Source organism: Acinetobacter sp. NIPH 817 (assembly GCF_000368405.1).
In the GTDB taxonomy this organism is placed as follows: Bacteria; Pseudomonadota; Gammaproteobacteria; order Pseudomonadales; family Moraxellaceae; genus Acinetobacter.
Window position 1 is genome coordinate 1,341,622 of record NZ_KB849420.1, and the last position, 25,898, is coordinate 1,367,519.

Below are 25,898 nucleotides of genomic sequence, written 5' to 3' on the forward strand. Positions count from 1 at the left end.
GAATACTAGGCTACCGTTTACAGTAATTTGTATAAAAAGTACAATTCCGTTACATGAAACTGTACTTTGTTAACCTATTACTTCATTTGAGCTTTAATCAAATCACCAATAGTCTTAGGACCATTTTCTTGATTTGTTGTTGCTGTACGCAAGCTAGCAACCGCTTCTTTCTCTTCAGCTTCGTCTTTTGCTTTAACAGACAAGTTGATAGAGCGAGATTTACGATCAACGTTGATGATTTTCGCTTCAACTTCTTGACCAACTTCTAAGAATTTAGTTGCATCTTCAACGCGGTCACGGTTGATTTCAGAAGCTTTAAGAGTAGCTTCTACTTCGTCAGCCAACTTAACAGTTGCGCCACGAGCATCAACTGCAGTTACAGTACCTTTAACTAAAGCACCGCGTTCGTTAGCAGCTAAGAAATCATTGAACGGATCGCTGTTCAATTGCTTGATACCAAGGCTGATACGGTTACCTTCAGCGTCTACAGACAAGATAACAGCTTCAACAGTGTCACCTTTCTTGTAACGACGAATAGCTTCTTCGCCTTGCTCGTTCCAAGAAATATCAGACAAGTGTACTAAACCATCGATACCGCCATTCAAGCCGATGAAGATACCAAAGTCAGTGATAGACTTGATAGTACCAGATACTTTTTCGCCTTTCTCATGAGCTTTAGCAAACTCTTCCCATGGGTTAGCACGAGTTTGTTTGATACCAAGGCTGATACGACGACGTTCTTCGTCAACTTCAAGAACCATAACATCAACTTCATCACCAATCTGAACAACTTTAGATGGGTGGATGTTTTTGTTAGTGTGGTCCATTTCAGAAACGTGAACTAAACCTTCAACGCCTTCAGCGATTTCAGCGAAACAACCGTAGTCAGTTAAGTTAGTTACACGAGCTTTAACGATAGAACCTTTAGGGTAACGGCTCATGATCGCTAACCATGGATCTTCGCCTAATTGCTTAAGGCCTAAAGATACGCGGTTACGCTCACGGTCAAATTTAAGTACTTTAACAGTAACTTCTTGACCAACTTCAACAACTTCTGAAGGGTGCTTGATACGTTTCCAAGCCATATCTGTGATATGGAGAAGACCATCAATACCACCAAGATCAACGAATGCGCCGTAATCAGTAAGGTTTTTGATTGTACCTGTAACTGTTTGACCTTCTTCAAGTTGAGCAAGTAATGCTTCACGGTCAGCAGAAGATTCAGCTTCCATAACAGCACGACGAGATACAACAACGTTATTACGTTTAGCATCAAGTTTGATTACTTTAAACTCTAACTCTTTACCTTCAAGGTGAGTAGTGTCACGGATAGGACGAGTGTCAACTAATGAACCTGGTAAGAATGCACGAACAGGACCGATGTCAACAGTGAAACCGCCTTTAACTTTACCAGAGATAACACCAGTAACGATTTCGCCATCTTCAAAGATTTTTTCAAGTTTAGTCCAAGTTTCAGCACGCTTAGCTTTTTCACGTGATAAAACTGTTTGACCCATACCGTTGTCAAGAGCTTCAACAACTACATCAACAGTATCACCAACCTGAACTTCAAGTTCACGTTGTTCATTTAAAAATTCAGCACGGTCAACAATGCCTTCAGACTTTAGGCCAGTGTCAACAGTTACCCAGTCGCTATCGATGTTTACAACAACACCTTGGATGACTGCACCCTTTTCAACGTTGAGGTTTAATTCACTTTCTTCAAAGAGGGCTGCAAAAGATTCGGTCATGATATACCTGATAAATTCAGCGGTCTTGGATCAGACAAGGCCGGTTTAGTTAAGTATCAACATAGTCTTTATAGACTGATCAAGCTATGCGTCAACTGATAATTCTATTTGCTAAATGGTACGGCTATCGACATAATCAACCATCAACTTAAATACCTGATCGATCGTTAATTCCGAACTATCAATGATATAAGCGTCTTTGGCTGGCTTGAGCGGAGCAACTTCTCGCTCCATATCTCTTTTGTCACGCGCCTGTATATTAGCTAAAATGTCGTTTATTTTAGCATCTAGGCCCATGCCCTGCAACTGTTTTACTCTTCGCTCAGCACGCGACTCAGCCGAAGCAGTCAGATAAATTTTTGCATTTGCTTCTGGAAAAATAGCTGTAGCCATATCACGACCATCTGCAACTAAGCCAGGTTTTAGTGCAAAAGCTCTTTGTCTCTCAAATAATGCCTGTCTAAGTTCAGGAATTGCCGCAACTTTCGATGCATATTCACCCACACGTTCTGTACGAATTGTTTGAGATACATCTTCGCCATCTAGAAAAACTAGAATACCTGCTGCGGAAGTTTCAAATTTAATATCTAATTGACGTGCATATTGAATACATTCGTCGAGTTGACTGTCTAATTTATCTAATAAATCGTGCTTATGTAATGACAACCCCAATAAACGATATAAGGCACCAGAATCGAGTAAGTGATATTTATAATATGCTGCAAGTTTTGCTGCCAATGTTCCTTTACCCGAACCACTCGGACCATCAATAGTAATAATTTGAACTGTCATTGAACTCTCACTAAGAAGCAACTGCTTTAGCTAATCTCGAAAAGCCTAGTGTAATGGCTAGTTTTAGCTGTGCAAGGATTAATTTACTTACCACTGGAGCTTTTGCCGTTAGCTCGATGCGATATGTAACTAAAGTTATGTATGGGGTGATTTCAGAAAACTCGATTCGACCTAAATGATGTTTAATCAAAGGATTGTCTATTAATTTATATTCAATGCTTTTATTCTCTTCAAGCAAGGTAATTTCTTCTTTAATTGGCTTGATTGGACCAAACCCCATACGACGAACTGAACCTAAACCATCAGGTCTTTTAGAATCTGCTGAGTCTTTCACACGTACGACTTGTAATGGCGCAAAAGCAGTATTGTAAGTTGCATGTTTAGAAAGCAAATTAAATACGTCACCAAGAGGAGCATTAAATTCTTTTTTTACGGTAATTACATTACGCATTGAATATTCCTTATTAAAAAACATGGCAGTAAAATCGCGTTAGTTTGCCATAAGCTCGTGTTACTTTTTAATCATTTAAGGACGTTTTCTGTTGTTTTTCTTGTTTCTTTTGCTCACGTCTTTGTTTAAAAAAATGACTGAGTTGTTGGGCACATTTTTCTTGTAAACAACCTTGCTGAAAGGTAAATCTATGATTGTAATAACCATCTTGTAGTAACTGACGAGCACTTACCAATGAACCTGCTTTAGGTTCTGTTGTACCAAAAACCACATGTTTGATTCTTGCATGTACTAATGCACCTACACACATTGTGCATGGCTCAAGAGTGACATATAAAGTCGCATCGTCAGGCAATCGATAATTATTTAATGATAAGCATGCTGCACGGATAGCTTGAATTTCTGCATGTGCAGTTGGGTCTAACAAACTAATTGGAGCATTATAGCCAGATCCAATCACTCGATTTTGGCTTACTACAATCGCGCCAACAGGAATTTCACCCTGCTGTGCAGCTAATTCAGCTTGCTCGTAAGCAAGCTGCATCCAATATTCATCACTATATTCAGTCATGTATTTTAGGTGATCACACCGTGTTGTCTAAGTAAGGCATTCCAGCTATCTATTGAAGTCACTGGCGGACAATCAGCTAATATGCCTCTTAAGCTTAAGTCTTCACATGGTTTCCATTCTGGTGATAAATCTTTATCAACTAATCGTGCACGAACCCCTTCAACAAAGTCAGGATGATTAATTTTCCACTCAGAGATCTGAGCTTCAAGATCAAACACTTCATCCCAAGAATGTATCTGTTTACCCCATTGCCATAGCAACCAAGTGATTGCCGCAGTACTAGGAGATCCTTTTTGTAAGTTCTCACTCGCTTGGCGCAACCAATCACTACTAGCATCACGCAAGCTCACAATAGCTTGATAATCTTGTTCAAAATTAAAACCGCGGCAAACGCTATGAATCACATCAAGTGAGTTTTGTAATGGGCCGGCCGCAACAGGACGATGCAAACTATTTAAAGTATCATCAATTGCCCGGAAATCCCCAGCAGGATAATGAGCCCAATTAATATTTAAAACTTTTTGCAAAACATTATCACGCTGTGCTTCACAAATATGTGTTGCCCAACCAATGCTATATGCTCCAGCGGCTGTCATGATTGAACCAGTTAAACCAGTAAACAAGCCTATTGGCCCACGATCTGCCAAGAAACGGCTCGCCCCTACATCTGGATATAAACCAATATTAATCTCAGGCATTGCCAAACGAGAATATGGAGTTACTAGACGGAATGGAGCTGCCATAAACAGGCCCAAACCACCACCCATAACATAACCTTCGCCCCACACAACTACAGGCTTAGCATAATTATGTAAGAGTAAATCTAAAGCATACTCTTGCTGGAAAAACTTATTCGCCGTGTCTACTTCTTGATTTATAACAAGTTGACGTAATTTTCTAACATCACCACCTGCACAAAAAGCTTTTGGTGTAGTTGAATCTAACCAAATTGCTTTAACGCTCTCATTATCACGGAAATCTTCAAATACTCGTAATAATGCCGTTACGATTGATTCATCTAAAGCATGCAATGATTTAGGACGATTCAAACGTACTATACGCCAGCCGTTTTTTGCTTCTTCGACCACCAAGTCCGGGTGATAGTTATTTAGATTGGGAGAGTTCATCATGCGTCCAATTGCCAGTCTATGGGCTCAATGCCATGTTGTTTCAAATATTGATTTGTTTTTGAGAACACTTTGCATCCAAAAAAACCACCTCTGTTTGCAGCAAGGGGCGATGGATGTGCAGCGGTTAAAACCAAGTGTTTATCTCTATTTATACGTTGTCCTTTGCGCTGTGCATAAGCACCCCACAAAATAAATACTACATGTTCTCTTTGCTCATTCAGGACATCAATAACTTCATCCGTAAATGCTTCCCAACCTTGCTTTTGATGGGAGGTTGGCTGTCCAGCTTCGACAGTAAGCACGCTGTTCAGTAAAAGTACGCCTTGCGTAGCCCATTTCGTTAAGTCGCCATGACGAGGAGCAGGAATACCCAAATCTGTATGTAATTCATGAAAAATATTACGTAAAGATGGTGGTAATGCAATACCTTTTTGAACAGAGAAACTTAATCCATTTGCCTGGTTTGGTCCATGATATGGATCTTGTCCAAGAATAACGACCTTCACATCAGCCAATGGTGTCGTGTTTAGAGCACTAAAGATTTGTTTACTCGGTGGATATATTATTTTTTGTGCTTGTTTCTCTTGAAATAAGAAATCGCGCAAATTATCCATTTGAGGGCTTAACAAAAAAGGCGCTAAAGATATTTTCCAGCTTTCTTCTAATTGAACTTTACTGAGTTTATCTTGCTGTTGCTCAGTTAATTGCATTAATGTCATCCTAGATCAATTTTCAATTCTACAAATACTGTGAGTAATTCGACTTATACTTCGACTTGTAAATCAACTTGAGGATTATTAAATTTAATCCCATTTTTCAAGTCTTCATACATTTGAGGATTTGCCCACTCTATCTGAATTTGTTCTGAAAAAACAATTCCATCGAGGCTTAAAATCCCCATTTGTTCATTTTGAATATCTTCAATAAAGCTTTGTGCATATCCAGTATCAGTCTCATGAACAATAACTGAATAAACCTCAACATCACCTTCCCCATTTTGAGTGATAGTTGATTGTAAAACTTGCTGAGCTAGATAAAAGAAAATACGTGAAAATTGTTCAGCCGAAGGCGAAACAGGTAAAGAAATCCAACGAGCACTAAAAGTCTGACAAGCATCAATGTATTGAGAATCATCTTTTTCCCAAAAACAGATTGCATGATCAAAGCTGTCAATAAGATCTTTTATTACCCCTTTTAGAAGCCCAAAATCATAAACCATTTGTCCATGATCTAATTTCGAAGCTTTAAGCAATAATTCGACTTTATAGCTATGTCCATGAATTGATCGCTTACAACGATCCGATGTACAGTTACGTACAACATGTGCATTTTCAAACTTAAATAACTTACGAATTAACATGTGCCAAATCGATCATTCCTTCTAGGAACATTATTATAAAGCAAAAGACGAAAACTTCGCACCACTTTTCAATTAGAAACAATTAGCGAAAAGTATGATAAGACTTGTGAAGAAATATTGAAGATAAATATATAGAAAATTTATCTTCATTTTATTTAGTCATCAGAGAAGTTTCTAAATATGACTTTTTATCAACATGATAAAAACAAATAAACCAAAATTTTTCAATCAGTTAAATGGTGACATGTTTCTAGAATAAACATAAACCTGCTTATCATTACGCATTAGTGCACTTGTAAATTGTCTTTTCCGATTATTTAGCAAGACCTCAATTTGTGCTTGAAAAAAACTCGACTTTACATCTAACAAGCTATTCACTTCAGTTCTCTTTTGAGTGTCGACTGTTGAAAAAGCATTCAATTGCCATAATTCATCAACATTTTGAAAGAACTTTAAATTTTGTTGGCGCATCTGGAGCTCTTTTTCTACCGCCCCTAAATCTAATTTTGGATCAATACTCGCTAAAACTAATGGCGAGGCTGTATTAATATTCACTTTTGTACTTTCAGGTAATGCAGAAATATAAGGAGCAATTAAATCATATTTCTTACCGTCAAAACCTCTTACTAATTTTAACTCTTCAATACGATGAAATTTAGCATTTGAAGCTAAATAGTTAGGATCAAGACCTTCATAATAACTGCTTTCAGCACCCATAGGTCCAGATGGTTCGTCATCTGGATCTTGCCAATCAATAACTGCTTGACTTAATTCTGCTGGCAAGCCTACACGTACAAGTAATCGCTCAAACCAATTTTTAGCATCTTCGTTTACCTTACCTTCATTCGTCGTCAAATTGTTTAGGTTAAATTTGCCTGAGTCATCCAGTAAACGTCCTGATACTGTTCCATCTTCTATTGGAAAAGGTGGCATCGGTTGTGCCCATGTTTCTTTTAAATGATCAATGCCACCAGCATTGTTTGCATCTTGAATTAATAATTCAGAAAAAAAGGCCTCTGCACTTTTTGCATAGAGTAATGACTGATTTTGACGCATCAAATAACCAGTATTTTCCATCGTATTGGTTTGATGCTTTGCAATAGAGGCAGCTAAAATTGTAGCCAAAGCAACCATAATTAGAATGGTGAGCAAAGCAACGCCTTGCTGGCTTTTTTTATAATGCAACACTACCCCACTCCTTTATTGGAGAGCGATAAATCACCTTGATTTAAGCTATAAATCCACTCATAACTTACACCAGCAACTGTGAGCTGTATTTTTATTCCTTTCGGCAGCTTTCTAAATTCTTCAGGTTTTGTGGGATCAATATTAATTTCTGGCCACTTTGTCACTTCTTGAGGCGTTAGTACCATAATTTGAAATTGTTCAACTTGGCTTAACAGCGTACTTGATAGTGGTTGCTCTCTGTTTGAAGTATTTAAATTACTATATTTAAGACGATAAAGCTTTTTTTGATCAGGATCATATTGATATTCAATACGCTCAAAAGGTGATAACCCTTGTTTTAAGGGATCAGTAACACCAGCCTTACTAAAATGAAGAACTTGATTATCAAGTTCTAAGGCTGGACGTAATTGCCCGCCTTGATTAGCTGATACAGGTATAATCTGTAATGTATCTCGCAAAACTTGTTGATAAGCATCTTGTAATTCGAATAACTGTACTTCGTGTTGTGCATTACGATCACGGACTTTTAATAAATAATCAAAAATCTTCCACCCCAACAAAGATAGAACAGCAAAAATTGCAATTGCGACTAAAAGCTCAACTAAAGTAAATCCTGAGCGAGGATTAACAAAGTGAAGCTTTGTCTGAGCGCAAGACGAAGAGCTTTGCTCGGAGTAACCTCTCATCATCTGCTCCGATCGTGCAGCAAGACGAGAAGCTGGAGTTCTCGAGCGAACATATTTATTTTTTATCATTATTTTGCTTTCATTGGATAATTAAAAAATACCAAGTGGGTAATACCATTTTGAACTTTCCCTTTATCAGAATCATATAAGCTAATTTGCAAATCTACTTTCTGAACATTCGGGCTGACTGTAGATTCAGCAGATTTATCAATCTGCCAGGTTTCACCTTGAGAAGTAACTTGCTTACTTTGAGTACCTTGAAGCCATTCTTGATTTATCTCCATTAAGGCAACTTCATTCATTGCTACAAACTGAGCTTTTGTTCTAAGAATTGCATTTGAGGTAGATTGGGTATATTGCATGGCTACTTTAGTTAACGCGACGGCAGCTACCGCAAAAATTGCTAAAGCTACCATTACTTCTAATAGAGTAAAGCCTTTAGATTTCATTTATTTTACCCAAATGATCAATCTGTATTTCTGAACCAATTGGTTTTTGTTCAAAGTAAAACTGTATTTTAACTGTTTTAGCTTCACCATTTCCAAACCAGATTAACTGCGGAGCCTGCCCACCAATTAAATCTGTATTTGTAGCTTTTGAATAGGTTTGACCATCTAAAGGTTGTACTGTAAACGATACATGTTTAGGCAATTGGCGCGTAGTAAATTCTGGGTATTTCTGCCAACGATTTTTTAAATCTTGTACCTGTAACTTACTCTGATCGTGGTATTCATACAGCTCATAAGAAAATGGAGAAACGTCAGTTTCACTCATAGTAGATAGAGCTAAAACACGAGACTGATCAAGTGACTCTTTACCAATTTTATGGACATCAAGCAAAAATAACTCTCTTGCTTGCATCGCTTTCTTTTGGTCAACCCCACCTATATTAAGTACAACAAGAGAGGTCATAATCGTCATAATAACAATCACCACCATCACTTCAATGAGGGTAAAACCTTTTTGTGATTTAGGCGGTGATTGAGATTTCATATCGACCTATTAAGCATATTGTTCAGCAGTTTGTTTAGGTAAGGCTAATGCCTGATCAATATAAGCCACTCTTAAAGTGTCCCGTGAACCCAAATAGCGTTGGTAAAAACTTGAGTTGAGAATAGCTGCTGCACCATGCGTTAACGACCAAATAGAAGCCAGATAATCTCGCGTTGTCATATTGCTTTGAATCGATTCTAAATAGTGATCAGTCATGCGAATGATAATTCGTAATCGCTGTTTACGCACTTGATAAAGCTCATTAAAAAGGTGATGCACACCTTGAGCTGTAATCGAAAGTTTTTCCTCAATTTGATGAAATAAAACTGTCCGTTCAGGATGGTGTAAATGATGCAGCATAAAAAAGGCCAAATGTTCTGGAAAGGCCTTTTCAGTATCTTGAACCATTTCGAGTAACATACGTTCATTACGAATAATCAATAGCATGTACAATTCATCTTTACTTTGAAAGTGTTTGTACAAAGTTCCTTTTGCTAAATCAAGCTCAGCAGCCAAGACATCAAGTGTCATTCCAGCTTCGCCATTTTCTAGCAATAATTGCTCCGCAACCTGAAATATTAATACTTCTCTTGCTCGGAACTGAGCCTGACGATCCATCTTCACGCAATTACTCTCTTATATAGTTTCTATAACTTAAATCGCTTTTAGCAAGTTCTCAAAATTTTGTGAGGTGATCATTGCAATTTCCTCAACCGATTTATCATATACATCGCTGAGCGCTTTGGCTACATAAGGTACATATTTTGGTTCATTTGTTTTACCTCGATATGGCACAGGTGCTAAATAAGGGCTATCTGTTTCAATTAAAAGCCGATCTAGTGGCACTTGTTTAGCTACATCACGTAAGTCTTGTGCATTTTTAAATGACACAATACCGGAAAAAGAAATGTAATAACCACAATCCAAAACAGCCTTTGCTGTTTCCCAATCTTCGGTAAAACAATGCAAAATTCCATGGGTGGAGTTTTCAGCACGAATAATATCTACCGTATCATGCTTTGCTGAACGCGTATGAACGACAACTGGTTTTTTTACAGTTTTCGAAGCTTGGATATGTCTTGCAAAACATGCCTTTTGCTCTTCAACAAAATCTGTACTGTGATAGTAGTCCAGTCCAGTTTCACCCAGAGCCCATACTTTTTTCGACTGAGCCAATTCAATCAAGTATTCGGTCGTGGCACGAGCCATTGTATCGGCATCTTCGCAAGGATGAACACCTACTGTATAACCAACGTCTTCATGTCTCTTTGCAATTTCTGCTAGTGCAATGTGGTCATCAAGATCAACGGATATTGCCATAAATTTAGACACGCCTTCTGCTCGCGCTGCTGCGAGCGCAAGGTCCAGATCACCGTTATAAGGCGTTAAATCTAACATCGTTAAATGGCAATGCGTATCAACAAACACTTTTCTATCCTATTTGATTACATGGTATAACTTGGACGATCTAGAGACATACTACCAGCCAAAACTCTTTCTGCCTCAGCTTTATAGTAAACTCCCTTATCTCCACTTAATTGAATAGCAAAACCTTGAGGTTTAAATCCACTCTGCTTGTACGATATCCAGATCACCTTACCAGTAAGAGGAATCTTTTGAGACTGCTCAGGCAAAGTAGCTAAAATGAAAATTTCTTGTCCCATTTTTACTTTTTGTTTTGATGGTACAAATAGGCCTCCACCTTGCACATATCCCATATAGCTTGCTTGCAAAGTAGCTCTATCAGGAATATTTACCTGAATAATCCCCCCCATTTGCGGCTGCATAATCTTCCCCTTAAATATTCATTAAAGTTATAAACAATTGATCTATAATAAGTTGACTTTGTACATTTTGCTCAACAAGCTTTTTTGCCTGTTGTAGTTCACTATAAATATTGAATAAGCTTTCTAAATCGTAATATGGACTTAATTGATCAAAATCTAAATCTGTATTTTTCTGCGGTTGATTTAGCTTGACACAAATTAAATCTCCCAACAAGTACTCAAAAAGTACGATAAAATCGCTAAAACTTAATTCTTTTTGCCATTTTCCTGAGAAAAATAAAGGCATATTTTTTTGAGCTACAATTTTTAGCCAGTCATTTAAGAAAATCTGTCGTTTAGTAAACCAATCACTTTTTGCAATTTCTATGGCTTGTAAAGGCATATCATTAGATAGACCAAGCAATAAATCAGGTTGTACTTCTGCAATTTCAGATAAATGCTCATCCAAATATGAAGTAGCCTGCTCATATGAAATGCGATCTAAAGCAAAGTGCTGCAATCGGCTGCGAATAGTGGCTGGTAATTTAAGGTAGTGATCGGCCAATAAAATTAAAACAACACGCTCACCTGGTTCTTCTAAGGTTTTTAATAGCGCATTTGAAGATGCCAAGTTTAGAGCTTCAGCAGGTTCAATAAGAATAACGCGCCAACCCTCTCCTGTTTGTTGCACAAAAGGCAGTAAATCTCGAATCTTTTCGATTTTTATTTTTGCATTTTGCTTTTTATTTTCTTCATCTGTTGTGATATGGACATAATTTGGATGAGTATCCGATTTTAACCATTGGCAACTGCTACACTCACCACAAGCACCCTGAGGTTGCTTATTTAGACAAAGTACCCACGCCAAAAAATGCTTAGCAAAAGCATGTTTCCCACAGCCTTCCTTGCCATAGAATAATAGGCCATGTCCAATATTGGGAAACCTTGTTGTTAAGGTATCCCAAGTTGTTTTCTGCCAAGGATAAACCATTGAAGTTACATTCGGATTCATTAAAAATTAACGCTTATTCAAAAGATTCGACAGGCATATTATTTAAGCGATCAAGATCAGCTTGAGTGTCCACACCAGGTGGTAAATTTGCTTGAGCAACAGCAATCGCAATACGATGTCCATTTTCTAAAACACGTAATTGTTCAAGACTTTCTAATTTTTCAAGCTTACCCATATCCCAGGTCACATATTCTTGCAATAAGCTCACTCGATACGCATATAAACCTAAATGACGAAATGCTTGTGTATGTAAAGTCGGTTCTTCATGTTTAGCCCCATCCCGATCATAAGGAATAGTTGCTCGGCTAAAATATAAAGCTTCATTTTGTTTAGACATGACGACTTTTACAATGCTATCGCGCTGAAATTCATCTAAGCTATGAATAGGCTCGCACAACGTCGACATTGAACAATTTGGTTTATCAACCAAAAGTTTTGCAACTTGCTTAACAAGTTGGGCTGGTAATAAAGGTTCATCTCCCTGAACATTTACAATAATGTCATTAGAATCCCAACCCTTAATGCGCGCAACTTCACTTAATCGGTCTGTTCCTGATGGATGATCAGGACTTGTAAGAACAACATCTACACCATCTGCACGGCAAATCTCAGCAATACGTTCATCATCTGTTGCCACACATAGATCATCAAAACCTTCAACTTTTTTGGCTTGATCGACTACACGTAAAATCATAGGACGGTCATGAATAAGCAACAATGGTTTACCTGGCAAACGCGAACTTGAAAAGCGTGCTGGAATGACGATGTGTTTCATTTTTTCTTCCTAAGATAATTGGATATCAAGTTGTTGCAGTTGCTGCTTTAAAACCTGATAACACTCTACAGACAGGATAGCTTTAACAGGAACAACCCAAATAGGTTGTTTAAATTCTGGATATTTTTCAAGCAATGGCAATAATTTAACTGCATCTTTTTCAGTTGTAATAAGTGGCAGTTCATCATTAAAAATTAAATCATCGATTGAGTAATCATGATGATCACGAAACGCATGTTCTTGAAATTGTTTCAGGCCTAAACCTTTAAGTGTTTGATAAAAACGCTGTGGAAAGCCAATACCCACTACAGCATGATAATTACTTTGAGGATTAAAACCGTATTCGGCGCTTTGCGAAGGATTGAGTAAATATGGCTGTCCAGTCTCAAGATGCATATTTAACTCTGTAGTTGGTTTATACGCATGTTCAATTACTGTTCCAGTTTCTAAACGCTCAATTGGCTCTCTCAGATATCCTTCAGGTAATAGTTTTTGATTTCCTAAGCCGCGATTTTGATCGAGTACAATCCACTCGATTTGTCGTCCCAGTGCCCAATGCTGCAAACCATCATCACTAATAATTAAATCTACTGATGTTGATGCTAATAATAGTTCTATTGCAGCCTGTCTATTAGGCCCCACTGCCATTGGTACACTTGTCGATTGAACAATTAATGCAGGTTCATCTCCAACCTGAGTTGCTTGAGCACCCGAAGTAACCAACATTGGGAAAGGACCAATCCCCCCATACCCACGGCTAATGACCCCAACTTTGACATTATGCTGTTGTAGATAATTCACCAGTTGTATTAATAACGGAGTTTTTCCACTTCCACCCACGGTAATATTACCAATCACCATGACAGGTACAGGTGCCTTATAAACTTTCTTTAAACCCGCAGTATAAAAATTACGATTTAATAGAAACCCAGCACGATACAAACAAGATAATGGACGTAAAGCAATCAACCAACTCGATTGCTTATTCCATGCATCCTGGATCAGCTGGGCTAATGACATGCTTAGTTATCCTCAAAATTACGCTGATGTAATTGATAATAAGCACCATGTTTCTCGAGAAGCTCTTTATGAGTACCTTGCTCAACGATTTGTCCTTGATCCATCACTACAATACGATCAGCATTTTCAATTGTTGATAAACGGTGTGCAATAACGATTGTTGTACGATCTTGCATCGCTTCATCAAATGCTTGCTGAATAAAATGTTCAGATTCATTATCGAGAGCACTTGTAGCTTCATCTAAAATTAGAATTGGAGCATTCTTTAAGATTGCTCGAGCAATTGCAATTCGTTGACGCTGACCACCAGATAGGTTTAAACCTTGTGCGCCTAAAACAGTGTCATAACCGTTTGGCAAATTCATGATGAAGTCATGTGCATAGGCTGCTTTTGCCGCTGCATAGATTTTTTCATCTGATGCACCTTCCAACTGACCATATGCGATATTTTCACGAACAGTACGGTTAAATAATATAACCTGTTGATTTACCATTGCAATTTGCGTACGCAGGCAAGAAAGTTCAATATCATTAATTGGCAAATCATCTAAATAAATTTGTCCACTCGATACTTCTTGGAAACGTACCAACATATTAACTAATGAACTTTTACCAGCTCCTGAACGACCAACCAATGCCACTGTTTGACCTGGGAGAATATCTAAAGAAAAATCTTTAATAGCTGCCACATCATCAGCATAATTTAATGTCACATGATCAAAACGGATTGCCCCATTTAATTTAGGTTTCAATTGACCGTTATTTTGCTCTTCAGGTAAATCTAGTAATTCGAAAACAGAATGAGCTGCTGCTAAACCACGTTGTAACTTTTCATTAACATCAGTCAAGCTTTTAACAGGTTTTGCTAACAGGCCAGCTGCAGTAAGGTAAGCTACAAATTCACCAGCACTTGTATTACCTAAAATCTGAGGTCGTAAAGCTAACCATACAATAAGGGCCATAGCACAAGCCATTACGACCTGAACAACTGGACTATTCAGGTTTTGCACAATCACCATTTTTAAACCACGTTTTAAGTTCTCTTCCGATGACTTATAGAAACGTTTTTGTTCAGATTCTTCACCAGCAAAAGTCTTTACTACAGCATTACCATTAATACTTTCCTGAACAACATGGTTCACATCACCCATCGTATCTTGAACTTGTAACGAAAGCTTTCGCATACGTTTAGAAGCTTTACGTACCAATACACCAATTATTGGTAAAAACACAAAAACGCATAAGGTAAGACGCCAATTGGTATAGAACAGATAGCCTAATAGTCCAATAGTAATCATCCCATCCCTAACAATGGTTCTTAATGATTCCGAAGAAGCAGCTGTTAGCTGTTCAACGTTATACATAATTTTGGCAGTAATATGGCCTGATGAGTTATCTAAGTAATATTGTGCTGGGAGTCTTAAAAGCTTGGCGTAAACTTCCTGACGAATACTAAAAACTAAACTACGGGAAATCACAGCAGTATAGTAGCCGCCCATAAATAGGCCTAAGCCGCGGAAGAATACTAATAAAATAATTAATAACGGGAACCAATCCAAATCTGCTCTACTACTGTTTTGGATTGCATCAATAATAAATTTAATCAATTTAGCAACGGAAACTTCTGTTGCTGAGTTAATACCGAACCCGATAAGTACTAATAAGGCCACGCCCCAATAAGGTTTTAAATAGGCTAAGAGACGCGTATAAACCTTAAAATCTTGATTCACTCAGAAAAACCTCTAGAAGGAACTTTGGTACTAATATTGATGTTAACAAAACCGAGTTGTCCTGCCACATCCATAACGCGAATTACATCCTGATGAGACGCTTTGGCATCCGCAGCAATGATGAACATAAAGTCACGGTGCTCTTGAGCAACTTGCTTAATTGCAGTACTCAGATCAGCAACCTCTTTAGATGAAAGCGCTTGACCATTCACAGCATAATGACCAGCAGAGTCTACCACGACTTCAATTTTATGATCGTACTGTTTTGGTGGAACACCTTGTGCATCTGGTAATGTTAAATTGATGCGACTTGGCTGATTAAAAGTGGTCGACAGCAATAAAAAAACCAAAATGAACAACAAACAGTCAATCATAGGCGTTAAATTGATATGAATGTCTTCAACTTGAGAACGTTTAAACTTCATTTGGCGTCCACCTCTTAACCAACACGGCGGTGTTCAGCTACAGACGAAGAACGCTTATAAAACAATGAAGCATGAAACAAGGTCGATTGCTGTTCTAATTCAGCAATATAATCTTGCACTACTCTTTGAAAATAGCGATAAGCAATTAGAGCAGGAATTGCAATTAACATTCCCACAGCTGTGGTAATTAATGCTTTAGAGATACCAGGAATCATTAAACTTGGACTACCAGCCGATCCAAAATCAATCACAAGAAATGACTCAATAATTCCCACCACAGTGCCAAGCAATCCGAGTAACGGCGCTACAGCACTTAAAGTACCCAAGAAATTAATATTTTTTTCTAAATAGGAAATTTCTTGAGAAGCTGCAACTTCCATTTGCGCACGAGCAAATTGCTCGCCCTGTTCGCGATGCTCAAAGCCTGCTTTTAAAATGTGTCCCAATGCACTATTTTGCACTTCTACATTTTGTTCTAAACTTTCCACTATATCTTCAGCTCTTAAAGAGCTCTTACCGCTTAATGCTTCGGGTAGAACTTGTGAACGTCTTAACCGAACAAAACGTTCAATACTGATCGCAACAGTTAAAATTGAGCATAAAATTAAAGGCAGCATCAACCAGCCACCCGCTCTCACAAGTTCCCACATATGTTCTTCCCCAAGAATATAAAATTAGAAATACATGACCCAACTGCAAATTATTCTGGCAAGCAAATATTTAAAATGCCATCTAACTCATCCAAGGTATGGTAATGAATAACAAGTTTACCTTTACCTTTTTGGTTATGATCAATTTTTACATTAGCGCCAAAACGCTCTGATAATTTCTGTGTCAATTGCTCAATATCTGGTGCTACAGGCGCTTTTTCCTTTTCCTGCTTAGGCTCACTTCTATCACGCACCAATTGCTCTGCTTGACGAACGGACAATCCTTTCTCGATTACAATTTTAGCAACTTCTAATTGATCTTTACCTTTCAAGGTCAAAATTGCTCGAGCATGCCCCATATCGAGCTGCCCTTGCTGCATGAAATCTTTAATATCATCAGCTAAACTCAATAAGCGCAGTAGATTACTGACAGTAGTACGTGCTTTACCAACTGTGTCAGCAATTTCTTGATGACTTAAACCAAATTCATCATGAAAGCGTTGTAGAGCTATTGCTTGATCAATTGGATTTAAATCTTGACGCTGAATGTTTTCGATTAACGCTAATGCAATTGCAACCTGATCATTTAAGTCACGAACAATTGCAGGAATTTCAGTTAAGCCCGCAAGTTGAGCTGCACGCCAACGACGCTCACCCGCAATGATTTCATATGGATGTGTTTCATCATCAACTGGACGGATTACAATAGGCTGCATCACGCCATGTTTTTCAATAGAAGATGCTAACTCTTGTAAATCATGCTCATGAATAAAACGACGTGGTTGATATTCACCACGTTTCAGTAAATTCACATCAATTTGCTTTAACTGTCCGTGGTCTAACGCCTGTGCTTCCAATTGTAGTTTTTCTTTTTGAATTGAACCAAGTAATGCATCTAAACCACGTCCTTTAGCCAACCCGCGTTTTTTGATGCTCATACTTTACTTCCTTTCTTCACTTTACTTCTCTTTAACATCTCAGCTGCAAGATTTAAGTATGCAACTGCACCTTTAGAACTTTTTTCGAAATAGATAACAGGCAACCCGTGTGCTGGTGCTTCTGCTAAGCGAACATTTCGTGGAACAACAGTATCATAAAGTTTTTTACCGAAATATTGCTCTAGTTCTGCAGATACATCACGTGTTAAAGCATTTCGTGCATCGTACATCGTACGTAATACACCAATAATTTCTAAATCAGGATTGAGTGCTTTTTGAATACGATCAATAGTCTGAGTTAAATCAGCCAAACCCTCTAGCGCATAATATTCACATTGCATTGGAATAATTACACTATCTACAGCCGCCAAAGCATTGACAGTAATCAAACTCAAACTTGGAGCACAATCTACAATGATATAGTCAAATGAGTTTCTGATTTCATTCAAAGCATTCTTTAGAATGAATTCACGACCTTCCTGCTCTGCGATAGCGAGCTCTACACCTGAAAGCTCACGATTAGAGCCTAGAACTTTATATCCAACTTCTGCTTTTTGAATGGCTGTTTCAATTGGAACTTCGCCAAGAAGAACATCTGTAATTGAATACAAAAGATCGTTCTTTTGAATACCAGACCCCATCGTAGCATTACCTTGTGAGTCCATATCTACAAGTAATACACGTTTTTTTAATACAGCTAGAGACGCTGCAAGATTTACTGCAGTCGTTGTTTTACCAACACCACCCTTTTGGTTTGCAATCGCAATAATTTGAGCCATGGTAACCTTAATACTTTTTATTTAGATACGTTGAAGTAAAAGTAAATGACGTTGTTCATCAAGTCTTGGTACGCGCAGTTCAATCACTTTACATGAAAAGTCCTGCTTGAGCTGCTCAATTTCCTCAACTGGCACTACACCTTTCATCGCTGCGATTATACTGCTCTGATGAAGATATGGCTGAGCTGCATCTACAAAGTCCGTTAAAGAAGCAAAAGCTCGACTTGTTATGACGTCAAACTGGCCAAGCTCATCAATTGTATCTTGATTCTCAACACGAGTTTGCACTGCCACAACGTTACTCAACTTAAGATCAGCAATAAATTGCTTCAAAAAACGAATTTTTTTACCATTAGAATCTAAAAGAACACATTGGCGTTGAGGCTGACAAAGAGCAATAATCATGCCAGGCATACCACCACCTGTACCCACATCAAGCAGTCTACCTTCAGGTAAGTCATTTAAAATACTTAGACTATCCAACAAATGCTTCACTAACATTTCTTTCGGATCACGAATTGCTGTCAGATTATATGCTTTATTCCAAAGTACCAAAGCATCTTGATACTTTAACAATAATGCCAAAGCTTCATCGCTAAGCGATAAACCTAATTTTTGACTACCCTGTTGTAACTCTTGAAAAAACGGATGCATAAACAGATAACATCTAAGTAAAATTTAAAACAAAGTATACCCATTTATGCATCGTGGAACACTAGTTAACGATTAGGGATTACACACTTAATCGTAGAAGCCTTCACGAATTTGCAAATCTAGCTCTAATAAACGCTCAGGCGTTCCCACATCTACCCATGCACCTTTAAGCTTTTCACCAGATATTTTTTGATTGTGCATCGCTTGCTTCAACAGTGGAGCTAAAGGACGTTTACCTGGTTCCAATCCATCAAAAAGCTTAGGATGGATAACAGACACACCACTAAAAGTGAGGTTCTCACCCGTCACATCTTGATCGAATGTGAAAGCGCGTCCATCGAATAATGTAAAGTCGCCTTCAGGGTGCTGTTTAGGGTTATCAACCAATACAAGATGAGCTAAATCATCATTTAACTTAATATGGGGTAGAGCTTCAAAATCCATTGTGGTCCATACATCTCCATTCACCAGAATAAACGGATCTGTTCCAAGCAGTGGCAAAGCATTAATAATTCCACCCGCTGTTTCTAGCCCCTCATCCTCTCGTGTCCAACGGATATCCACACCAAATTGCGAACCATTACCTAAGCTACCAATGAGTTTATCGGCCAACCATGCAGAATTGATGACGATTTCAGTTACACCAATTTTCTTAAGTTTTTCAATATGCCACACAATTAGCGGCTTACCACCAACCTCAAGCAGAGGCTTTGGTGTATATAGCGTAAGTGGACGCATACGATTACCTAAGCCAGCAGCAAGAATCATTGCTTTCATTATGCTGCCACCTCATAGTTACCATATTTCTCGATAAATTTAGGCATTACTACGTTATTGATAAATACCATAAATTCCTCAAGTTCAGCGTAACCACGGCTTTCTTCGAGTAAATACCACATGACTCGCGGCAAGTCTTTTAAGTATCCAGACTTACCATCACGCTCAAACAAACGAACAAAAATGCCAAGAATTTTAATATGGCGCTGAATAGCCATTAAATCTGCATCACGCTTGAACTGCTCAAAACTGCGGTTCTGCTTGGCAGATTCAGGCAATAAGTCATAAAAGGTTCTAAACCATTGATAAACATGCTCAGCATTCCATTGAACATATGCATCACGTGTAATCGAAATTAAGTCATATGTATCAGCACCAATAACAGCATCTTGGAAGTCGATTACTCCAAGTTCTAGTTCATTTTCAATTTTCATCAGATTACGACTGTGAAAATCTCGGTGTACAATAACTTGCGGTTGGGCTACTGCGGCACGAGCCAAGAACTCAAATGCGTCATCAATCGTTTTTTTCTGCTCAGCAGTCGGCTGAATAGCAAGCGATGGCAACATCCATTCTGTGAGTAACTGCATTTCCGACATTAATTTTTCGTAGGAATAAGCTGGAAACTGGTTAGTCCCATCAATAGATTGCAATTGAATAAGTTGTTTAAAACTTTGTTCATAGTATTTATCGACTGTTTCATCATTTAATAATGTAGACAACAGCACATCACCAAAATCTTCCAATAACAGAAAACCTTGAGCCAAATCTTTCGCGACGATCTGAGGTACGCGCACACCATGGCCTGCAAAAAATTCGTCAATGGTCACAAACGGAACACAGTCTTCTTTTTCTGGAGGGGCATCCATGAGCATATACGTTTTATTTTGTAACTGGATACGCGCATAACGTCGGAAGCTTGCATCACCTGCTAAAAAAGCGATCTTAAATTGATCATTTTTAAGAACAGATGTAAGCCATGTATATATCAATTGTTCACGTTGTGTATTCATTTGCAATAAAATCTAAAACAAGCTGAGATTTTTGAAGGGTTAAGTGTAGCCACTTATAAACTTTTTCTCTATGATGCGACAATAATTAATTGTGAATTAGCATACTTGGTTAATGAGACAATGAAGCATCAGTTTAAATTTAATCCTTTAGCGACAGCTATTTTTACGCTCTTATGTGGCTCCATACAATCAAGTTATGCTGAGTCAGCTGATGTTGTCTCCAATATAGACAATAATCAACTTAAAGCGAGCATCAAAGAAGCCTACCCGGGTCAAGAATTCTTTCAGCAGTACTATGTTGATAAATCTGCACCTGAGGCCCAGCTTCGTGACAATAAATATTTAAGCTCGGCATTTTGCCAGGGTACTTGGGTTACACCGATTAACCCACAGACCAAAGCCTTAGATGCTGATAAGACGACTTCTGTCGTTACGGCTAATTATGGACATTATAATCCTGCCGGCGACTCAGTTTTAGAAGGCGATGTTGTTATTGATCAGGAAGGACGCACAGTTCGTGCTGACAAGGTTACGATTGATAAGACCCAAACCTTTGCACACGCACAAGGCCGAGTACAACTCGCTCAAGGCGGGTTGCTTTCACAGAGTGACGAAATTAATTACAACCTAAAAAACCAGACTGGTAATTTAGAAAATAGTTTTTATATTTCTGAACAGCAACATGCTCATGGTCACGCAGGGAAAATCGAAAGAACATCACCAAATGTCATGGTTCTTAACGATGCGACCTACTCGACTTGTCCACCGGGTCAAAAACCAGGTTGGAAAATTCAGGCAAATAAAATTGAGTTAAATCAGGAAACTGGACGTGGTACAACCCACGGAACAAAACTATATGTTAAAGATGTTCCAGTTCTAGCAATTCCCTACTTTAACTTCCCAATTGATGATCGCCGCACTACAGGTATTCTTAATCCACAGTTTGGTTTCTCAAACGATGGTGGTGTTGAGCTTTCTGTTCCAGTTTATTTAAACCTTGCACCGAACTATGACCTGACACTTACTCCGCGCTATTTAGCAGACCGCGGTGCAATGTTAAAAGGTGACTTTAGATATTTAACGGATGGCTTTGGTGCAGGTGAGATGTGGGGTGGCATGTTGCCATCTGACAAAGAATATGATGATAAAGATCGTAAAGATTTCCATTTCTTACATAACTGGAATATCAACGATCAATGGTCGACCAATCTAGAATACAACTACGCTTCAGATAAAGACTATTTCTCAGATTTAGATAGTAGCCCTAACTCTAAAACAGACCTAAACTTACGTAGAGCATGGGAACTTAACTATCAACACGGTATTCCCGGTTTAAAAGCTCAGCTTAAAGTCGAAGATTTCCAAACACTTGACCCTGACATTGCCGATGTTGATAAGCCTTATGCACGCTTGCCACAATTCTTATTAAATTATGTCACGGGCAATCCATTAGGTTTACAATACGAATTTAATAACGATACTGCATACTTCAAGAAATCAATTAATGATGATTCTGCTCAGGAAAGTAGCGGTACACGTATCTACAACCAGTTTGCAACACGCTACAACTACCGCACACCAGCAGCATTTGTAATCCCTGAAGTTTCAGTACGTTCTATTCAAACATTCTACGATAAAGACAGTATCGCATCTCAAGGTCTAGATGGCGGTTCTGAAAATAAATCAGTCGTTGTACCTCAATTCACATTGGATACTGGACTGAATTTTGAACGTGAGGGCAAGTACCTACAAACACTTACCCCTCGTGCGTTTTATGCCTATGCTCCATACAAAAACCAAGACAACTATCCAAATTTTGACTCAACTTCAGCATCAGTAAGTTACGATCAATTATTTAACCCTTACCGCTTCTACGGACATGACCGTCTTGAAGACAACAACTTTCTATCACTTGGCGTAAGCTATAGCCTTTTTGACACAGTCGGCTTAGAGCGTTTACGTGCAAGTGTTGGTCAAAGTTATTATTTTGAAGATCGTCGTGTGACATTAAAGCAACAAGATGAGATTGATACTGAAAGTAACACTGGTCCAGTTGTAAGTTTAACAAGCCAGTTAAACCAAAACTTCACCATTGCTGCTAACTCAGCATGGATGTCGAATGGTGACAATGCTCAGCGTGATTTCCAAGTTTATTATACTGGAGATAAAGGAAACCTATATAACTTAGGCTATTTCTACCGTAAAGATATTGCAGGACGTCAAGATACTTACGATCAGGTTGTTGCATCGTTTATACAACCAGTTAAAGATAATTGGCGTATTATGGGTCACGTACAATATGACATGGACAATGATGTTGCCCGCGAGATATTACTAGGGGTTAACTATGAGTCATGTTGCTGGGGCATTTCTGTCTATGGTCGCTCATACTATAACGATCTAGATGATCCAAAATCTCCAGATGTTAGTGAAAAACGTGCCATTATGGCCGAAATTACGCTAAAAGGTTTAGGTGGTTTAAACAATAAACTCGCGTCTTTACTTGAAAATCGCGTTTTAGGTTTTAACAAAATTAATCAATCTTGGACACAACGTTAATGAAGACAAAGCATCTTAAACAGTTTTTTAAAGCAACTACCCTTGCTGCCCTAATCTCTTCATCAATGCATAGTTTTGCCCAACCCGCTGATGAAGTTGTGGCAATTGTGGACAATAGCGTAATTTTAAAAAGTGATCTTCAACAAGGGATGGCTGAAGCCGCTCACGAACTACAAGCACAAAAAAAAGAGGTTCCACCTCAGCAATATTTACAATTTCAGGTGTTAGATCAACTCATCTTGCGTGAGGCACAACTTGAACAAGTTAAAAAATATGGCATCAAACCTGATGAAAAAAGCTTAAATGAAGCAGTCTTAAAAGTAGCAAGTCAATCTGGAAGTAAAAGTTTAGAAGCTTTCCAGCAAAAGTTGGATGCTATGGCACCAGGAACTTATGAAAGTTTACGTGGCCGAATCGCTGAAGATTTAGCGATTAGCCGTTTGCGCCAACAACAAGTCATGTCCCGTATTAAAATTAGTGACCAAGACGTAGAAAACTTCTTGAAATCACCTCAGGGACAGGCTGCTTTAGGCAACCAAGCACACGTAATTCATATGCGTATTACTGGTGATAATCCGCAGGAAGTTCAATCTGTAGCTCAAGAAGTACGTTCGAAGCTTGCACAAAGTAATGATATAAACGCATTGAAAAAACTTTCAACTGCAAATACAAAAGTTGAAGGTGCTGACATGGGATTCCGCCCACTTTCAGACATTCCCGCCGAACTTGCAGCCCGTATTACCCCATTACAAGAAGGTCAAACAACCGACTTAATTTCAGTACGTGATGGTGTACATGTTTTAAAACTTATTGAACGCAAACAAAATGAGCAAAAAGCTTTAGTACCTCAATATCAAACTCGCCATATTCTTATTCAACCGTCTGAAGTGGTTAGCCTTGAAAATACCAAGCAAATTATTGACAACATCTATAAACGCTTAAAAGCTGGCGATGATTTTGCAACTCTTGCAGCGACCTACTCAAATGATACAGGCTCTGCGCGAGATGGCGGCAGCTTAGGTTGGGTTACTCCAGGCATGATGGTGCCTGAATTTGACAAGAAAATGCAGGAAATTCCTGTCGGTGAAATCAGCGAACCATTCCAAACTCAATTCGGTTGGCACATTTTACAAGTAACTGAAAAACGTGAAAAAGATATGACTCATGAATATCAAGAACGTATGGCACGTCAAATTTTAGGTGAACGTCAATTTAATACTGAAATCGACAGCTGGTTGCGTGAAGTGCGTGCGAATGCTTATGTAGAAATTAAAGATCCAAGTCTAGACAAAAAGAACTTACAAAAGTAAGTCTTTTGTCTTCATTAAAACCTGCGTTCATCGCAGGTTTTTTTTATGAATAAAATTCACTTAATAAAAAACCGGTTATAAATAACCGGTTTTTTTAAATTAAACCCTAACGGGAATTATTTATAACGATCAACCATTTTCTCTAAAGAAATTGGACGAATCTTGTCAGCATTTCCAGCTGTACCAAATGCTTCATAACGATCGATACAAATTTGCTTCATTGTATCAACTGTTTTAGCAAAGTATTTACGTGGATCAAACTCAGATGGATTCTCTGCCAAAAATTGACGAATCGCACCAGTTGAAGCTAAACGTAAATCAGTATCAATATTGATTTTACGTACACCGTGTTTGATTGCTTCTACAAGCTGCTCAACAGGTACACCATAAGTTTCGCCAATATTACCGCCAAACTCATTGATTACCTTTAACCATTCTTGCGGAACAGAACTCGAACCATGCATTACAAGGTGAGTATTTGGTAATGCCGCATGAATTTCTTTAATGCGGTCAATTGCCAAAATATCTCCTGTAGGTGGACGCGTAAATTTATACGCACCGTGTGAAGTACCAACTGCAATTGCTAGTGCATCAACATTTGTATCAGCAACGAACTGAGTCGCTTCTTCAACAGAAGTTAAAAGTTGTGAGTGGTCTAGCACACCTTCTGCGCCAACACCATCTTCTTCACCAGCCATACCAGTTTCAAGGCTACCTAAACAGCCAATCTCACCTTCGACAGAAACACCACATGCATGCGCTAAAGCAACAACATTACGAGTTACATCAACGTTGTATTCGTAAGTTGTAGGTGTTTTACCGTCTACACCTAATGAACCGTCCATCATCACAGAGCTAAAGCCAAGCTGAATTGAACGCTGACAGATATCAGGGCTTGTACCATGATCTTGGTGCATTACCACTGGAATATGTGGCCATTCTTCAATTGCAGCCAAAATAAGATGGCGTAAGAATGGAGCGCCTGCATATTTGCGAGCTCCAGCTGATGCTTGAACAATTACAGGTGAATTGGTTGCATCCGCGGCAAGCATGATTGCGCGCATTTGTTCTAAGTTATTTACGTTAAATGCTGGTACGCCGTAGTTATGTTCAGCAGCGTGATCCAAGAGCTGGCGCATTGAAATGAGTGCCATAATATCCTCCCAGGTAGTGCGGGTTATTCTACCCTTTCATTTATTTCAATTCAGCAACAAATCACAGTATTTCAAAAAAAATCCCCGCATATGCAGGGATTTTTTAACAAAAAACAACAAATTAATGTGTTTCTGAAGCAGCCGTCTCACTTGATGCACTACCTTCAACCACATCAGTATTCTTTTCATCTAAAACTGGCTTATCAATCGCATCAATTGCTGCTTGTTGCTCAGGCGTTACTTTTTCAGAAACAGCAGTAGAAGCTGCCGATTCTTGTCCAGCCTGAGATGCTTCATCTTTCTTAGCACAAGCAGTCAACATCATCGGTACAATTAACACAGCAGCAAATGTAAGCTTTAAATTCATCACTATTGTCCACAGTTGGTGATTTAATGCTCGCTATTTTATTGCAG

At 38.5% G+C, this 25,898-nt stretch carries 29 protein-coding genes; 2 read left to right on the plus strand and 27 right to left on the minus strand.

Annotated elements, in window-relative coordinates:
- Nucleotides 1-77: 77 nt before the first annotated feature.
- The 25 genes from rpsA to F968_RS10060 form a co-directional block, all read right to left on the minus strand.
- The gene (gene rpsA / locus F968_RS09940) at nt 78-1,751 is read right to left on the minus strand and encodes a 30S ribosomal protein S1 (protein ID WP_004792715.1); all 1,674 of its coding nucleotides are present in this window, start codon (nt 1,749-1,751) and stop codon (nt 78-80) included.
- A 111-nt stretch (nt 1,752-1,862) separates the two neighbouring features.
- The gene (gene cmk, locus F968_RS09945; protein ID WP_004792716.1) at nt 1,863-2,543 is read right to left on the minus strand and encodes a (d)CMP kinase; all 681 of its coding nucleotides are present in this window, start codon (nt 2,541-2,543) and stop codon (nt 1,863-1,865) included.
- Nucleotides 2,544-2,553: 10 nt separating this feature from the next.
- Nucleotides 2,554-2,994, minus strand: coding sequence for an SRPBCC family protein (locus tag F968_RS09950; protein WP_004792717.1), 441 nt, complete (start codon nt 2,992-2,994; stop codon nt 2,554-2,556).
- Nucleotides 2,995-3,061: 67 nt separating this feature from the next.
- Nucleotides 3,062-3,565 carry a tRNA adenosine(34) deaminase TadA gene (gene tadA / locus F968_RS09955; RefSeq protein ID WP_004792719.1) on the minus strand — a complete coding sequence of 168 codons (504 nt, stop codon included), beginning with the start codon at nt 3,563-3,565 and terminating at the stop codon, nt 3,062-3,064.
- Between the two features lie 5 nt (nt 3,566-3,570).
- Entirely contained in the window at nt 3,571-4,695 is a 1,125-nt protein-coding gene (locus tag F968_RS09960; RefSeq protein WP_081399523.1) for an enoyl-CoA hydratase/isomerase family protein, read from the minus strand.
- Nucleotides 4,692-5,405, minus strand: coding sequence for a uracil-DNA glycosylase (gene ung, locus F968_RS09965; RefSeq protein ID WP_004792723.1), 714 nt, complete (start codon nt 5,403-5,405; stop codon nt 4,692-4,694). Before ung ends, F968_RS09960 begins: the two co-directional genes overlap by 4 nt.
- A gap of 53 nt (nt 5,406-5,458) precedes the next feature.
- Nucleotides 5,459-6,055 (minus strand): 6-pyruvoyl trahydropterin synthase family protein, encoded by a 597-nt coding sequence (locus F968_RS09970; protein ID WP_004792725.1) that lies wholly within the window; start codon nt 6,053-6,055, stop codon nt 5,459-5,461.
- A 228-nt stretch (nt 6,056-6,283) separates the two neighbouring features.
- Nucleotides 6,284-7,243, minus strand: coding sequence for a type II secretion system minor pseudopilin GspK (gene gspK / locus F968_RS09975; protein WP_004792727.1), 960 nt, complete (start codon nt 7,241-7,243; stop codon nt 6,284-6,286).
- Complete coding sequence (gene gspJ, locus F968_RS09980; protein WP_004792730.1) at nt 7,243-7,998, minus strand: type II secretion system minor pseudopilin GspJ; 756 nt, start codon at nt 7,996-7,998, stop codon at nt 7,243-7,245. The genes gspK and gspJ overlap by 1 nt, the downstream gene beginning before the upstream one ends.
- A complete protein-coding gene (gspI, locus tag F968_RS09985; protein ID WP_004792732.1) occupies nt 7,998-8,378 on the minus strand; it encodes a type II secretion system minor pseudopilin GspI in 381 nt (126 codons plus the stop codon). Before gspI ends, gspJ begins: the two co-directional genes overlap by 1 nt.
- Nucleotides 8,368-8,922, minus strand: coding sequence for a type II secretion system protein (locus F968_RS09990; protein ID WP_004792734.1), 555 nt, complete (start codon nt 8,920-8,922; stop codon nt 8,368-8,370). Before F968_RS09990 ends, gspI begins: the two co-directional genes overlap by 11 nt.
- Before the next feature lie 9 nt (nt 8,923-8,931).
- Nucleotides 8,932-9,540 carry a TetR/AcrR family transcriptional regulator gene (locus F968_RS09995; RefSeq protein WP_013198082.1) on the minus strand — a complete coding sequence of 203 codons (609 nt, stop codon included), beginning with the start codon at nt 9,538-9,540 and terminating at the stop codon, nt 8,932-8,934.
- A 36-nt stretch (nt 9,541-9,576) separates the two neighbouring features.
- Nucleotides 9,577-10,350 carry a TatD family hydrolase gene (locus F968_RS10000; RefSeq protein WP_004792737.1) on the minus strand — a complete coding sequence of 258 codons (774 nt, stop codon included), beginning with the start codon at nt 10,348-10,350 and terminating at the stop codon, nt 9,577-9,579.
- 17 nt (nt 10,351-10,367) lie between these two features.
- On the minus strand, nt 10,368-10,709 hold the full coding sequence (locus tag F968_RS10005) for a PilZ domain-containing protein (protein ID WP_004792739.1): 342 nt from the start codon (nt 10,707-10,709) through the stop codon (nt 10,368-10,370).
- Between the two features lie 10 nt (nt 10,710-10,719).
- Nucleotides 10,720-11,700, minus strand: coding sequence for a DNA polymerase III, delta' subunit (locus F968_RS10010; protein WP_004792742.1), 981 nt, complete (start codon nt 11,698-11,700; stop codon nt 10,720-10,722).
- 13 nt (nt 11,701-11,713) lie between these two features.
- Nucleotides 11,714-12,475, minus strand: coding sequence for a 3-deoxy-manno-octulosonate cytidylyltransferase (gene kdsB, locus F968_RS10015; RefSeq protein ID WP_004792743.1), 762 nt, complete (start codon nt 12,473-12,475; stop codon nt 11,714-11,716).
- A gap of 9 nt (nt 12,476-12,484) precedes the next feature.
- Complete coding sequence (gene lpxK, locus F968_RS10020) at nt 12,485-13,495, minus strand: tetraacyldisaccharide 4'-kinase (protein ID WP_004792745.1); 1,011 nt, start codon at nt 13,493-13,495, stop codon at nt 12,485-12,487.
- Between the two features lie 2 nt (nt 13,496-13,497).
- Nucleotides 13,498-15,225, minus strand: coding sequence for a lipid A export permease/ATP-binding protein MsbA (gene msbA, locus F968_RS10025; protein ID WP_004792748.1), 1,728 nt, complete (start codon nt 15,223-15,225; stop codon nt 13,498-13,500).
- On the minus strand, nt 15,222-15,650 hold the full coding sequence (locus F968_RS10030) for an ExbD/TolR family protein (protein WP_004642621.1): 429 nt from the start codon (nt 15,648-15,650) through the stop codon (nt 15,222-15,224). The genes msbA and F968_RS10030 overlap by 4 nt, the downstream gene beginning before the upstream one ends.
- 14 nt (nt 15,651-15,664) lie before the next feature.
- Nucleotides 15,665-16,300 (minus strand): MotA/TolQ/ExbB proton channel family protein, encoded by a 636-nt coding sequence (locus F968_RS10035; RefSeq protein WP_004792750.1) that lies wholly within the window; start codon nt 16,298-16,300, stop codon nt 15,665-15,667.
- Nucleotides 16,301-16,350: 50 nt separating this feature from the next.
- Nucleotides 16,351-17,238 (minus strand): ParB/RepB/Spo0J family partition protein, encoded by an 888-nt coding sequence (locus tag F968_RS10040; RefSeq protein ID WP_004792751.1) that lies wholly within the window; start codon nt 17,236-17,238, stop codon nt 16,351-16,353.
- A complete protein-coding gene (locus F968_RS10045) occupies nt 17,235-18,017 on the minus strand; it encodes a ParA family protein (RefSeq protein WP_003651453.1) in 783 nt (260 codons plus the stop codon). The genes F968_RS10040 and F968_RS10045 overlap by 4 nt, the downstream gene beginning before the upstream one ends.
- A 21-nt stretch (nt 18,018-18,038) precedes the next feature.
- Nucleotides 18,039-18,671, minus strand: a complete 633-nt coding sequence (gene rsmG / locus F968_RS10050) for a 16S rRNA (guanine(527)-N(7))-methyltransferase RsmG (RefSeq protein WP_003651451.1) — start codon at nt 18,669-18,671, stop codon at nt 18,039-18,041.
- Between the two features lie 87 nt (nt 18,672-18,758).
- On the minus strand, nt 18,759-19,448 hold the full coding sequence (murU, locus tag F968_RS10055) for an N-acetylmuramate alpha-1-phosphate uridylyltransferase MurU (RefSeq protein ID WP_004792753.1): 690 nt from the start codon (nt 19,446-19,448) through the stop codon (nt 18,759-18,761).
- Nucleotides 19,448-20,461: an aminoglycoside phosphotransferase family protein gene (locus tag F968_RS10060; RefSeq protein WP_004792755.1), complete on the minus strand. Its 1,014-nt coding sequence runs from the start codon at nt 20,459-20,461 to the stop codon at nt 19,448-19,450. The genes murU and F968_RS10060 overlap by 1 nt, the downstream gene beginning before the upstream one ends.
- Before the next feature lie 120 nt (nt 20,462-20,581).
- Between F968_RS10060 and F968_RS10065 the strand changes: the two genes are divergently transcribed.
- Entirely contained in the window at nt 20,582-23,020 is a 2,439-nt protein-coding gene (locus F968_RS10065; RefSeq protein WP_004792757.1) for an LPS-assembly protein LptD, read from the plus strand.
- Entirely contained in the window at nt 23,020-24,330 is a 1,311-nt protein-coding gene (locus tag F968_RS10070) for a peptidylprolyl isomerase (RefSeq protein ID WP_004792758.1), read from the plus strand. The genes F968_RS10065 and F968_RS10070 overlap by 1 nt, the downstream gene beginning before the upstream one ends.
- 116 nt (nt 24,331-24,446) lie before the next feature.
- On the opposite strand, the gene fba is transcribed toward F968_RS10070, so the two are convergent.
- Both fba and F968_RS10080 read right to left on the minus strand, forming a co-directional pair.
- Nucleotides 24,447-25,484, minus strand: a complete 1,038-nt coding sequence (gene fba, locus F968_RS10075; protein ID WP_004792761.1) for a class II fructose-bisphosphate aldolase — start codon at nt 25,482-25,484, stop codon at nt 24,447-24,449.
- A 121-nt stretch (nt 25,485-25,605) separates the two neighbouring features.
- A complete protein-coding gene (locus F968_RS10080; protein ID WP_004792763.1) occupies nt 25,606-25,851 on the minus strand; it encodes a hypothetical protein in 246 nt (81 codons plus the stop codon).
- Nucleotides 25,852-25,898 lie beyond the last annotated feature (47 nt).